This is a genomic window from Leptospira levettii, from assembly GCF_002812085.1.
Classification (GTDB): domain Bacteria; phylum Spirochaetota; class Leptospiria; order Leptospirales; family Leptospiraceae; genus Leptospira_A; species Leptospira_A levettii.
In genome coordinates this window covers 1533029-1547124 of sequence record NZ_NPDM01000001.1, presented here as the reverse complement: position 1 = coordinate 1547124, position 14096 = coordinate 1533029, and the positions used below count along the sequence as shown (strand labels likewise).

Below are 14096 nucleotides of genomic sequence, written 5' to 3'. Positions count from 1 at the left end.
TACATTTTTACTACTCTTCGCATCGTCCATACTCTGAGTCATCAATAACACTCGGATTCGAATCTAAAAAAAATGAATTCTAAATTCATCGATCATACTTTTAATTCCTGTTATAATAAAGCATAAACTCTTACTGGTTTTTCTTTACCTTTCACATGAGTTTCTCCTAGCAGTTCCACAGAGGAAGGCACCAAAGCAGAGGCAACCGATTCGGATAGAATTACATCTCGTCCGTATTCTTTTGTCAATTGTTCTAAGCGACTAGCCAAGTTTACAACATCTCCAATTACGGTGTATTCTTTCCGATCCCGAGATCCTACAGTTCCGGTGACAACTTCCCCACTATGGATTCCCATTCCAATTTTAATCGCAGGAATTTCTTTCTGATCCACCAAACCTTGAATACAGTTTCGAATTTCTTTTGCAGCATTCGCACAAGATTGGATGTCCGTTCCATTGGAAATAGGAGCTCCAAATACTGCCATAAAACCATCTCCAAGAAATTTATTTACAATTCCCCCATTTTTGTTGATGCATATAATTACATCTTGAAAAAGTCGATTTAAAAATTGGATTAAGTCTGTTGGTTTTTGAGTCTCTGCAAATTTTGTAAAATCACGTATATCAAAGAATAAAATACATACGTGTTTTTCTTCACCATTCCAATCATCTCTTTGGTGCAATAATGTATTCACTACCTCTGGAGATACATGTTGCCCAAACAAAACCCGGATTTGATTTTTTTCTGATTCTGCCGCCAAACTATTGATAAAACTATTTCGAATTTGTCTCGAAACAAAAGCCGATAAAAATCCACCGACTAAAAAAATATTCGCCTTACCAAAGTAAATCGGGAATGAATACAATAATGGATCCACTGCTCCTGGATTTGTATTTTGCAGAAAATAATAAACAATTCCTAAATATTCTGCCCAAGAAACAAATCCTATAAAAATAGCCAAGCCTATATCCAAACGTAACGTAGCTAAAATGATGAAGAAAAAATATGCAAGCTCTGGTGGAGAGTTGAGTGCTAAGATTGGTATTTCTAAATTGGTTCCCAGATATAACAAAAGTCCAGAGGGAATACTACTCTCTACTAGGGCACCTACATAACGAATCGATATAGGCGGAATTCTACCATCACGTATGTTGGAGTCCAAAATTCTTAAGAGTATATATGCATACAAGGTATTAAAAAGAAAATAAACTGGAGGAACCCATATTGGAAATGGCTGTACATTCTTACTCAATAAATCGTTTCGGATAAAGAGCACTTGGAAAAGTAAGGCTACGGCTCCTGAGAGGAAAAGCCAAAATAGCGCTTTGGCACGTTTGCGTTCTGATTTTAAGATTTCAAATAAAAGAACTCTACTAGATTCCATGCCCTCAATTTCGGACCTGAGGATAAGTTGGAAATAAAAAATTAATATAATTGTAACTGGTTTATAGTTAGGAAATTTTCATACCCAATTGAATCAGATCCATATTGAACTTCAAAATTTAGGGAAAATATGAATTAACGTTTTGTTAGTGAATAAAATAGTTTATTCATTTTAAACATTTGTTCTTTGCATTTTTGGAAAGTAGAGATGAAAACTTGTTTCTTTTCCTACTTGGCTTTCTACTTCAATTTTCCCACCTAAAGATTCGATTTGGTATTTTGTTAGAAAAAGACCCATACCCTTTCCTTCAATATTAGGATGAAACCTTGAATTCATTTTAAACATTTTACTCCTATATTTTTCCAAATCGATTCCAATTCCATTATCAGTGATCGAGAGAATGATAAAATCTTCGGATTCTTTCGTTTCGATTCGGATATAACCAATACTTTTCTGAGAGATATATTTGAATGCATTAGATAAAACATTATTAACGATACTTTCGAAATAAACTGGTATCGTATATAGGACTAAGTCGTTTGGAATGATTACGTCTACTTTTGTTTGATTCGATTTATCAGAAACATATAACAAAAGTTGATTTTGAATTTCTTTTTTTAGATGTATCTCTTTTTTTACGAATGAATGGGAATCTTTCTCAATTGTTAACAATTCATTTAAGTTATTCATCATGTGATCCAATTGTTGCGCAGAAGATTCGATCATTTGGACTAAAACTTGATCACCTGGATCATCTTTCAGTAAATTACATAAACTTAATATATTTGCAATTGGTGCTCGAAGGTTATGAGAAGTGATATAGGTATACTCTCTTAACCTTTCATTCTGCCTATTTGTGACTTGAACCAGTGTTTCCAGTTCTTTATTTTTTGCGACACGATCAGATATGTTACGATTGTAAATGACAACCCCATCGGTAGTTGGCAAAACGATGTGATGGAAATAACCGGGTGTGTAATATCCGTCTGGAATAGTATACTCTTGTTCTAGTGGTTTTTTTGTCAGAAAAACTTCTTTATACTGCTCAAAAAATCCATTTTCTAAATTGATAGGATATAATTCACAAATTCTTTTTCCAATCAGTTCTTCTTTTGGGACTCCCAAATTTATGGATCCTTTTTCATTCATTTCATTAAAAGTGAAATCGATGATTGTTCCATGATTGTCTTTCACTATTGATAAAAAATAAATTGATTCGAGAGAAGCTTCTAGTGATGCTTTGAATCGTTCGTTACTTTCTTTGAGCTTCGTTTCCACTTCCTTTTCAATCGTAATATTTTTTGATGCTCCAATCAATTTGGATAATTTGCCAAACTCGTCATATAATGGTTTGCTATAATCTCGAATCCAAACAACTTCACCAGATTTTGCCAAAACACGGTATTCCGAAACACCTACATGACCTTGAAGAATTTCAGCTACACGATTTTCAATCTTACCAATGTCATCTGGATGTATGATATTGATCCAACCTCCGATATTTCCAATATCCTCAACTGTATATCCTACGATTTTTGAAAGATTCCCTGAACTCCAATCAGCAATAATTTCACCATTAATGATTTTTGCAGTATAGATATAATCAGATGTAATCTCCGTGATTAATTTTAATTTTCCTAAGATGTCTTCTGAATCGCTGATATCTCTTGCTACTGCAACAAGTTCATTTATATTTCCATATTGATCACGGATAGGAGTTTTGACGGTATTAAAATAACGGACTAAACCATCTTTAGCTAAATGAGGTTCCTTTTCTATTTTAACTTGTTTGCCTTCTTGGAAAACAAAAGAATCGATTTTGTGATACTCTTCAATAAACTCTTGTTTGTTTTCTGGAATATCATACGTACCGATGAGATCTGATTTTTTGAGTCCAAGGTAATCTGCACAGGCCTTGTTCACATAGGTCATTTTGAACTTAGAATCTTTACAGAAGATTAAATCCGAGATGGAATCAAGGATCTGCGAATAATAATTTTCAGTTTCACGGATCGAATCGGTTATACTTTTGCGATTTGCACTTTCTAAAAAGCTAAAAATAATGTATTCAATCTCATTCGATAACGATCTCGAAATACTGAATTGGGCCACAACATTCAAAATTGATTTGTTTTTTTTTACTGCTTCCAGTTCTCCAAAATAAGAACCAGTTTTAGTAAGGGAAACAGTCACATTGTTTTCATGATCAGAAGGTATCCAAAACTCATTTGCAAATCTTCCTACGACTTCATCTTTAGATGTATAACCTAAAAAATCTAGAAACGCATTGTTGACAAAAATGATTTTACCAAGTGGTTCTGAAATGGCAATGGCACTGATCGATTCGTCCACAGCTTTTTCAATGATTGATTTTATATCCATCTCTAAGTCCTTTTGTGAACATCGCCACTTAAAAAAGTATATCAATTCGACTAAAAAGACAGCCAATGTTTGGTCTTTGAAAATCCGTGTCTTTGTTTAGAAAAAAATACTTGGGTTATTTGATTCACTCAATAAATTCGATGAAAAACATTGAAATGTCAAATCCAAATGAAAACTAAAATGTGAAATTTAATAATTTATTTCCTGTTTCCTTTAGTCTATTTTGAATCGTGAATTTATTAGGAATCAATCAATGCAAACAATTCCCAAAAATGAAATCCCTCGTTTACTCCAATTAGCAGAATTAAATTTAGATTATGTTTCATTAAAAGAGGAATTCAATGGACTCGCGGAATTAGCAGCAAGGATCACAGGAACACCCATATCACATATCAATCTGATTGATGCATTTCACCAGTGGACCATTGGTGATTTTGGCTTTCCTTCGACTCTGACTCCAAGGGAAGAAACAGTTTGCCAATTTACTATCTTAAACAATGCACATTTCGAAGTGAAAGATTTAAAATCGGATCAAAGGTTCAAAGAGAAAGGCTTTGTCACCCAAAGTCCATATTTTAGATACTATTACGGAATACCAATTCAGATAAAGGGATCAAATGTAGGTTCCATCTGTGTGATCGATACAGAGAATAATTCAATTTCCTCAGACAAAATCAAACTTTTAGAAATCATTGCTAAAGAGGTGACGGAGCGTATCAAACTCAAAAACACCATTTATCAACTAACTGAAAAAAATTTCAAATTATCTAAAAATTTTAAAATATTAGCACATGATGTTCGAGGCCCCATCGGAGGTATTTCGGGATTAGCTGATATCATCCTTCAAGAAGAAGAGAATTTAGACATGACAGAATATTTTTCTAACATGAAATTGATGAAGGAAAGTAGTGATTCCGTATTGAATTTGGTAAATGATCTTATAAGTGAATTTACGGATGAAGGTAAGCTTAACAATGATATCACGATAAAAGAATTTGCCGAACAATTGTTTAGTTTATTTCATGCACAGGCGCAAACGAAACAAGTAACCATCAAAGTAAACATAAATCCCAATATATGTACAAGGAAAATTCCAAAAAATAAATACCTTCAAATGATTGGAAACTTAGTTTCGAATTCAATTAAGTTTTCACCGAAACATAGTGAAATCCAGATTGATTTTGAAATCGGAAACATAGAAAACCAAACAATCATGATACGAATTAAAGATTCTGGAATCGGAATGACAACAGAACAAATTAACGAAGTATTTTCAGACAAAATAAATTCTACCTTGGGCACATCGGGTGAAGTAGGTAATGGATTTGGAATCCATTTTGTGAAATTACTTGTTGATGAATTAAAGGGATCTTTTTCCGTCATATCGGAAATAGGAAAGGGATGTGAATGGATTATCAAACTTCCCATCGTACATTTTTAAACAATTTAGGGAAAAGGGGTGCTTTGCAGAGATACAATTTTGTCTACATTACAATGGACTTTGTTTAGCTAACGATTTTGATTCCATTGGGCGCCTCACATTCGTTAGCTAATTTAGATTTGATTGTGTAGGTGACCGCGCTTTTCGCTCCAATCTTTCCAATCAGAATGAATGCGAAGATGCATTGCATAAGGAAAGGATTTCCGCTGCAATCGCTGGCGCAGGGAAAATTTGTTACGGAGTGTAAACTGAAAGACAAAAGATTTTTTTTTGTTTGAAAGTATAGAAGGAAACTTGCACGTTTCAATCCGCGTATTGAGGAATCATACCTTGATGATATTCTTACTCTCTCGAATGCTCTACAAAAATCAGTTTGGAAGTATCAAAACCAAGAGAGGATGCCTTAGCCAAAAGGTCGTTGGTGATTTTTTTCGAAACCTTTGGAGTCCTTGCCATGATCCAGAGATAAGACCTGTCAGGACCACAGACAAGGGCATAACTGTAATTGATTTTATCAAGTTCAACAATATTGTAGGTCCCGTAAAACGGCCCAAAGAAGGAAACTTTTAGTAATCCCCTATCAGGTGTATCCTGAAAGAAAGCTTTTCCCTCAATCTCTTTCCATTCCTGTTTTAGCTTGTCATACCCACGGTTAATGACTTTTAATCCACCATCGTCGCGTTTTGTATATGCAGCGGTGACATCCACAAGCCCCCTTTCGAAAGAGTGGTCAAACCTTGCAACCTCGTACCACTTGCCAAGATACCTCTCAAGCTCAAAGCCCTTTACGGTATCAACACCTTCAGGGACAGTCAGACAACCAGTAAACAGTAAAGCGAATACCAGAAAAAACTTCTTCATATGATGACTCCGGTATATATATGACGAATCATTTTTAAATGCCTGACACGATTTACCAATTTCCTATCGTGAGTTTTGTGCCAACAGAGCCTGAGCTACCTTTGGGGTCTGGCGAATCGAATCTACCATAAGACTAGTGAAAGTCAAAAATGTTTAACAAATATTAAGTGTCTTCATGCACTAAATTATTGTATTTTATCAAAGGATATATATTTTTCCTTTAGCAATCTACTTCGAAATTTGGTGTTTTTATTGGCAAAATGACATACCGTATCCTTGTCCAACAATTCGCACTGTATTTCTAAGTTTACTTTTATTTTATTTTTATCTTTCATCACTGGTAACAAAAATGTGTCTTCGAATATATTTTGCTCAGGATATGTATACGCGCTTTCAAATAAGTAAGAGTATTTTGACCCATCCTTTTGAATGATTCTACCATATGCAAAATAAGTAATTCCCGAAGTATTGAATTCGTCGATCCATAATGGAGCACCTTTCAACGAATGTAAAAACAAAACGTGACTATCCTCCAGTAAATAAATTTTAAAACTAACTTTTCTATCCAGCTCGATTCCGTTATATTCATCAAATATATCATAAAAATACAATACATCATACTGCTTTGCATTTTTGTTCAAATCAACATACTGGCATTGGTTTTCTTTAATCCAAAAAGAGACATTGTCCTCGATATCAAAATACTTACTTTCATTTTTTAGATTTTGATTGATTCTCAAAAAATTCATTCCGCTCTCATTGATTGTCTGTGTAACATTCAAGGTAGTACCTTTAATTATTACTCCTTCTAATTGAAGACTGTTATTAAATTTTCTGATGTAGAAATTTGCATCATTCTCATTAATGATACAATTACGATTTTTGTCACAATTCGTGATTAAAAGAATTGAATAAATTGCAATCAAAATACTTTGAAAAAATCTCATGTCCCAACTCCGATAATAAATTTGATTCTATTTTCTTTTCTATAAATTAACTCTCGTTTGTCTAACTCAGGCATTACAAAATGGTAGAGTTGTATCTCTATAGGCTTTAAACATAGGAATTAGTTTCACCTGACCAAATCTGTTCGGTTCTAACAACTCTTCCCAGTCCAAACTTGGTATTTTCGTAAGCCTCTACTTAAATCATACCTTTTTCCAGAAATATTTTTTTAAAATCCAATCTGTGGTAAGGCACTTAGCTGACTTTCTTGAATTCTTCACTCACTTTTTCTGAAAGTAATATCTTGATTAGAGACTGATAGGGTACGTCATTTTTATTGGCTAGTGTTTTAAGTCTTTCAAGTAGTGACTCAGGTAATCGCAGAGAAATCATTTTAGTAGAAGGTTTAAGATTTGGAAATTTTACTTTTCCTGAATTTTCAAAATTAAAATAATCAGTAGCTTCATTTTTATCCCAAAACTCAATTTCTTCATCAATGGATTTAAATTTAGGAATTTTCTTTTTGATAGATTTCATAAATTTTTTTTCCTTTTTACTCATATCTCTAGTAGAAATAATTCTAATTTTATTATTTCGAATGGTGAATACAGCGAACAGTCTCCTTGAATCATTTGAAATTCCTAGGGCTGCAAATCTCGTTTCTTTTTCTGAATGATTTTCATCGTAAGCAATCAGGATCGGCTCATTAAAGAAAATTTCCTCAATCTCCCCGACCTTTACTTTATGCTTAAACCAATTTTTATGAATATTTCCCTGATCCCAATCAAAACCTTCTATAAACGAGAAGTCGAGAAGTTTCATGTATATGTCTAAAATATACATTCTTCAGAAAAGAATCAACTATTTTTGCCTCATTCCTATCTTTATTTCGAATCCTAAGTAAATGTAGCCGCATTCTGTGAATGGATCGGATCAAAAGGCAAAGTGCATTTCTAGGTGGTGAAAATGCTTGTTGATTCCAAATTCAGATCTAACGATTATTACTTATATTTTTTCTTCCATTGAAGGGAATATCAGAGGAGGTGCTTCCCGTTTTTGGATATTTCAATTTCAAATTTGGTTTTGATTTGATTCAGTTTCAAACCTCTGCTAGATCATGATCATTGATCTCTGGTTAAAAGGTTATTTTGAAAGGAAGGAAAAAAAGTCTATTTTGATAAATACATTCATTTATAAGCAAACGGCCGAAGGACTGATCGCTTTCGACAATTCCAACTGACCGTTTACCCATCTTTCTAAACTCTTATGTAAAGATAGACACTACCCAAGAAATTGCCTGACCGAAAATGTTTTCCGTTAAGAATTTTTTCAAATCAATTGGATTTCTGTTGAGTGTATCGTAATACCAAGCAGTGTATTCACTCACTTGCGGGATTGTAAATCCGTAACGAGAGTTAATCGCTTTAATCAACTCATTTGCAAATAGTGAGTGACCATACATGTTCGGGTGAACTCCGTCAAGACCAAACACACCTGGTTGGTTTGGAATTGGCCAGTTGGCACGTGCACTACCTGGAGACCATCCTGAAGCACTTTGAATGGGTCTTCCATTTTCTTTGATGTCATCAAAGACCACACGTAAGTCAGCAACTGCAAAACGCATTGTCGCTCCTTGAGCTTTGATTTCATTGTTCAACATGGTCAAAAAGTTAGAAATGGTTGTTATCTCATTTGCATCCAATACTTGGTTCGGATCAGAAACTGAATTTCTAAAAAATGCTTTGAGTCCTGAATAATTTGCTCTACCATTTGGATCTTTGTAACTTTCAAGAAAAGCAATTGCAGTTACGTTTGGAACTGTAAAGAGTATTCCACCTTGTAAACTTCCCATCGCAGCCATTCTTCGGAAAAATTCACGAATATCTCTTTTGAATCGTGTTTCGTCCAAACAATCGGTAGAAGTATGAAGTGCCGTACAAAGAACATGGTTAGCACCAGCAGAACCAAAAAGAAAGGTTGGTTTTACTTTTTCCATTACTTGCGCTTGTGTTCCTGCATCGCGTAATCCGAATCGGTGGAACTTATCTGGTTCTTGGCAATCAGCAACTGTCACCCAACGATATGTGTACCAATACCATTCTTTCCAGTACCATTCTTTCTCTTGTTTGGTGGCAGTGATGTCTTCACATTGACCAGAAGTTCTGAGTACCGTTGTGTATTCCGCACCAGTGATACCAGCATGAGTTGGCAATGATACGGTAGACTGATTTCCCCCAATGATACTTTCAGCGATACAAAAAACACCGCAGTCCCATTTAAGGACATCTTCTAAGTTTACAAATGGTCCTTTCAGAACATTGTAAGACACTGAGGAACCTGCTTGTTTTGATACGAGTACTGGGTAAGCCCAATCTTGTGTTTTTTTCTCAACGGTCACACCGAAGAATCCTTGGCTCAAGGAATCTCCAATCACACCAACCTTTTGGAACATCTGGCTTTGTGTTTGTGCAGACAAAGATCCTGCAAATACCAAAGCGAGCACCAAACCGAATGTTTTTTTTGTGTTCATATTTCCTCCGAATCGGAACATTTTTCACATAATCTGAACAATTGGGACATTTTGGTGTCTTTTTTGAACCAGTGTCAAATAATTTATTTCCGAACCAGTGAGAATTTTTGAACCAAGTTCATTCCCTCTTCGTTTTAGAAAAATTGATTCGTTCAGAATGGTTTGAATCAATCTCTTAAAGCAAAGTAAAGGTCCGTGATCGGAGTTTCTTTTGGTTCCCGTTTCAAATAAACTTCGAAGGGAGCATGATTTGCCAAACGTCTGTGAAATTTTGGAAAGAATTCGTTGATCACTGACTTATAAACTTCTGGCAGTTTTTCATAAGGCAGTCGAACCCGAATTTGAAGCCTCTCGCCACCATGTACAATTTGTATCCCTAACCCACTAGGACATTGTGTTCGAGAAAAAACAGGGATACCGATATCGAATCTGATTTTATCTGGATCTGTGATGTCTGGATCGTCTTGAGAAATTCCAATCCATTTTTGATCTTTGGAAAATTGTTTTTGTTGGGTGAACCATTGTTCAAAAGGTTTTAAAAAAGTTAAATCCTTTGGAAATCCAGGCATCTCTTCGTATGGTCCGATATGTCGTTTGTAAAGCAGATGGAATGACGAAATCTTTTTTATACTGATATCTTCTCTTCCAATCCCAAAAATTTTTAATGACTCTAAACCACCAAAGTTCCTTTGTTTTGTTTGGAATTTCTTTCTATAGGCAGCTGGAGTAATGCCCAAGGTCTTTCGGAATGCTTTTGTAAATGCTTCTTGACTGGTATAACCCGTTTCTAGAGCGATCTCTAAAATCGGATACGAGGTAGTTTTGATTTCAAAGGCAGCTTTTTCTAAACGTAATCGCCTAACATAGTCCTTAACATTTTCCGACTGAAATTGAGAAAACAATCGATGAAAATGCCAAGGAGAATAGGTAGAAAAAAATGCTAATTCATTTAGTGCAAATTCTTTGGAAAGATTAGATTCTAATTTTTCCCAGATCGGATATAAGAATGATTCTTTCTTGGAATACAATCCACAAAAGTTTAGCTTCTCATTTGTACGAAGTCAAGACCGATTCCATTTGGATCAATCATTGTAAAATGTAAATCACCCCATTCTTCTTTTGTCAGCGGAAGATCGATTGGCGCTCCAACATTCACCATTTGTTCATACAATGTCTTAATCTCTTCTGATTCTATGATGAGCCAAACTCCTTGACCTGTATAAGCTTTTTGAAAATAAGATTTCCTTACGGCTGTTTGGTTAGGCAACATAAATGCAATCTCTCTGTCTTCTTTTTCGGGATGTGACAAAAGAAGGAACCATTCAGATTCAAACTTAACTCGCCACCCAAGCCATTTTTGGAAGAACTCCTTCGATTCTATCAGTTTTTCGGTAATGATACCGATCTGAATGATCCCTTCTGATTTTATGATTGGATTCATACTCATCTCCTTACGAATCCAATCATAGGCGAGTTTGAAAAAGATTTTGGATCAAATTTGCGATTTTGTAAAATCGAATCAGTGCACCAACTAAGACATACATCCTGCTAGGTGCGAGAATGTATGCCATCCTATCTTTGTATTACTGAGTGAGTAGGTCTTGGAGTCCAAAGATTCCATCACAACTACCAGCGATGCGATTGGAAAGCTGAGCCCTTGGCAAAAATCCTTCTAAAGATTTCGCACTAGGTTCATTGATATGGATGAAACGAAAGGATGTCGCCTTTTTCTCTTTATCGATGAGACCGCAAAATGCGCCAGCTCCTCCGCCAGGGATTGTAAGAATCATTTCTCCAGCTTTTTTTGCCGTATAGGTTGTAATCGTATTTCCACTTCTTCTAGAAGTTTGGTAGATACCCTTGATTCGGTAGGTACCAGGACTTAATGTTTTTACATTGGATTGGTTTTGAAAAATACTTGTGTATTCATCGTTAGCATTGGGAATTACATTTCCTTTCTCATCCAATTTCTCAATATTAACTGCACTAAGATTCGAGTATGTAATCACTACCGGAATTTTTGATGACTCATCTAGAACCGCTTTGTATTTTTTTTGAGTTGGTGAATTTAAATCAACTTTGTGTTTTTCATCACGGATTAAATCTGCTTTAATATTGAGTGGAGTAAAACTTTCAAAAACACCTGATAGATAATCAATTCCAAATCCGATGGGTGCTCCAAGTAAAAACAAAAAGTTTCCCCAGATCCATTTATTTGTTCCCTTTTTTAATTCGATAACTTGCGGAGCATATCCAGTTTTTTCGATCCGTACTGTCTTTTTTTCTACAACATCTTTTTTGGGAAAACCAACATCTTTAATGATAAAGGATTCACCAATTTTTTCATCATCAAGAAAAATATGACTGTCTTCTGGTCCAATCACATTCAAATCTTGGTTTCCTTGCATAGCATACTTCATGTAAGTTGCACAATTTCCAGTCAAAAGCATGCAAAACAAACAAAATATAGAAAGAAGAATATTCAATTTAATTTTCATAGAACTAGTGTTAATGATCAGTTCAATTCTGACAAACAAATAAAATTGTCACCAAGGAAGAGACTGTTACATATGGTTCGACGAGCCCAGAACAAGTGATTAACAGTTGGTGGGTAGTTGTTAGGGGGTGGAAGTAGGTGATAGGTGGTAAAGAATTCTTATGGAGTGATAATTTTGTAGCGATTCACATGAGTTTTTAGTCATGAATGAATTTGAATTGCATTCGCATTTGATTTTTGATACCACCGAACTTTCCAATTGTCATCCCTACGGAATTCTTTGGAATTAGTTACTGATTCTTACTGGATTTCCAGAAATTCAATCATCTCGAATTCGAAAATTAGGAATGATCGTTGGTTCGGATTCTCACCAATGGAATAAAATGATTTGCAGATCCAAGGAAACTAAATTTAAGTTCCAACAGATCATCAAAATGAAACTCAGAACCAAGATGATTGCAATACAATGATAAATTTCCAATCCCTGAATGAAAAAAAAATTGTTCTTTTACTGATTGTTTTTTCCACTTTTTTTTCATTTTTAATTGGAATCTTCCAAATCCATAAAATTCATAAAAAAAATCTGATCGAATTAAATAGCGAAGTTGATCCAAAAACATTTTACGGATTTGATTTCCATTTTTACGGTGATGCCGGATTCAAATGGATCCAAATCCAAGATTTAAAATCTAAAAATTTTAAAGATATTACCTGCTCCTATCCAGGGAAAGAATTTGATCCTAATTTTGTTCAAACAAAAAAAACAGGTGTGATCACAATACAAAACGGATCCTGTTATTATCTATTTCCATACGCACTTTCTTATATTATGTATTTCCCAACCATTTTTGGGGGGCAAATTGGGATCATGGTTTTCCAACATATACTTGTTGGATTTATACTCTATTGGATGTTTCAAATTGGAAAAATTCTCAAGTTGGATTTTTGGAAAATTATACTTTCGCTTTTCCTGATTCGATTTGGAACTTCGTATGGAACCTCTGTTTTTGATTTAGAAGAGCATATACTGACAGGATTTTTATTCCTATTTGCTATTTATAGGTTATTATTAAAACCTAACAAACTTCAAATTTGGATGAGTGGTTTTTGTATTGGAATTCTGTTTTTATTCAGACCAGAAACATGTGTGAATGTATTGGTATATCCATTGGCTATTTACAATCTTTCAGTGGATCGTTTCAAAAATCCAATGAGCCAAGTGAAAATTGCAATCTTTGGTATTGTTTCGAGTATTCTTCCTATTTTGTTACTCAATCAAGTATTGGTACACCATCCACTTGGGATTAAAGCATTTGATCCAATTCACTATGTTTCGTTTGGAGAAAGAATTGTTGGTCTCATTCGAAATTTATTTTATTATTCTCCATTTTATTTTAACCCTCTGTTGTTTCAGATGCCAATTTTGGTATTTGCTTTGTTTCAGTTCCGATTCCATCAGTATCAAAAAGAAAGTTCTGAAATTAAATTTCTATATACATTCCTTTGGGCTCTTCCCATCTTAATACTTGTTTCACCAACATCGGCAACCTATTATTTAGGATTACGATTTGCCTATTTTTTATATCCAATTTTAGTGATTCTGACTTTCCATACGGTTCATCTGGATACGTTAAACAAAAAAATCGGATTCGGACTTCTTTATGGTTGGAGTATTTTCACCCTCATCCTGAGTTTCAATTTTTCCTTTTTAATCTATAAGGGTTATGATTTAAACTACACATTATTAAAACAAAATAAAACTGAAGTTGTTCTTGTACGTGATATGGGGGCTCTCATGAGTCTTTCTGATTTGTATCTATCAGGTAAAAATATTCTAACCTTTGAAGAAAAATCGTGGATCGAAATGAGCCAAGAAATTGAGAAACTCAACCCAGATACCGAAATCAGCATCATCCAAAGTCGGTATTCCGGTGCACCAATTCAACTGGGTCAAATTGCAAAAGCGTATAGCCTAAAATCAAAAATTGAAAATGCTAGTATTTCCGTTTACAAGTATTCTTCCATCAAACATTGAACATCCAATCCAAGAATAAA

General features: G+C 34.5%; 11 protein-coding genes and 1 pseudogene. 2 read left to right on the top strand and 10 right to left on the bottom strand.

From position 1 onward, the window contains the following. Positions 1-110: 110 nt before the first annotated feature. Positions 111-1385 carry an adenylate/guanylate cyclase domain-containing protein gene (locus CH354_RS07290; protein ID WP_100725898.1) on the bottom strand — a complete coding sequence of 425 codons (1275 nt, stop codon included), beginning with the start codon at positions 1383-1385 and terminating at the stop codon, positions 111-113. A gap of 171 nt (positions 1386-1556) precedes the next feature. Next, the gene (locus CH354_RS07285) at positions 1557-3767 is read right to left on the bottom strand and encodes a PAS domain S-box protein (protein ID WP_100725897.1); all 2211 of its coding nucleotides are present in this window, start codon (positions 3765-3767) and stop codon (positions 1557-1559) included. 253 nt (positions 3768-4020) lie between these two features. On the opposite strand from CH354_RS07285, the gene CH354_RS07280 reads away from it, so the two are divergent. Further along, a complete protein-coding gene (locus CH354_RS07280; protein ID WP_100725896.1) occupies positions 4021-5208 on the top strand; it encodes a GAF domain-containing sensor histidine kinase in 1188 nt (395 codons plus the stop codon). A gap of 342 nt (positions 5209-5550) precedes the next feature. Here the strand turns inward: CH354_RS07280 and CH354_RS07275 are convergent, their stop codons facing one another. From CH354_RS07275 to CH354_RS07245, 8 genes and pseudogenes are all read right to left on the bottom strand, one after another. Then, the gene (locus CH354_RS07275; protein WP_100725895.1) at positions 5551-6069 is read right to left on the bottom strand and encodes a lipocalin family protein; all 519 of its coding nucleotides are present in this window, start codon (positions 6067-6069) and stop codon (positions 5551-5553) included. A 185-nt stretch (positions 6070-6254) separates the two neighbouring features. Continuing rightward, on the bottom strand, positions 6255-7016 hold the full coding sequence (locus CH354_RS07270) for a hypothetical protein (protein ID WP_100725894.1): 762 nt from the start codon (positions 7014-7016) through the stop codon (positions 6255-6257). A gap of 253 nt (positions 7017-7269) precedes the next feature. Beyond that, positions 7270-7551 (bottom strand): BrnA antitoxin family protein, encoded by a 282-nt coding sequence (locus tag CH354_RS18390; protein ID WP_135672942.1) that lies wholly within the window; start codon positions 7549-7551, stop codon positions 7270-7272. A gap of 69 nt (positions 7552-7620) precedes the next feature. Continuing rightward, positions 7621-7836 (bottom strand): annotated as a pseudogene (locus CH354_RS18385) (BrnT family toxin); the annotation flags it as partial. A gap of 442 nt (positions 7837-8278) precedes the next feature. Then, positions 8279-9544: a hypothetical protein gene (locus tag CH354_RS07260; protein ID WP_100766360.1), complete on the bottom strand. Its 1266-nt coding sequence runs from the start codon at positions 9542-9544 to the stop codon at positions 8279-8281. Between the two features lie 167 nt (positions 9545-9711). After that, the gene (locus CH354_RS07255; RefSeq protein ID WP_100766359.1) at positions 9712-10572 is read right to left on the bottom strand and encodes an AraC family transcriptional regulator; all 861 of its coding nucleotides are present in this window, start codon (positions 10570-10572) and stop codon (positions 9712-9714) included. Positions 10573-10583: 11 nt separating this feature from the next. Continuing rightward, positions 10584-10985, bottom strand: coding sequence for a VOC family protein (locus CH354_RS07250; RefSeq protein ID WP_100725890.1), 402 nt, complete (start codon positions 10983-10985; stop codon positions 10584-10586). A 142-nt stretch (positions 10986-11127) separates the two neighbouring features. Next, entirely contained in the window at positions 11128-11964 is an 837-nt protein-coding gene (locus CH354_RS07245; protein ID WP_125226276.1) for an LEPBI_I2678 family protein, read from the bottom strand. A gap of 543 nt (positions 11965-12507) precedes the next feature. On the opposite strand from CH354_RS07245, the gene CH354_RS07240 reads away from it, so the two are divergent. Continuing rightward, complete coding sequence (locus CH354_RS07240) at positions 12508-14076, top strand: hypothetical protein (RefSeq protein ID WP_100766357.1); 1569 nt, start codon at positions 12508-12510, stop codon at positions 14074-14076. Positions 14077-14096: the final 20 nt, after the last annotated feature.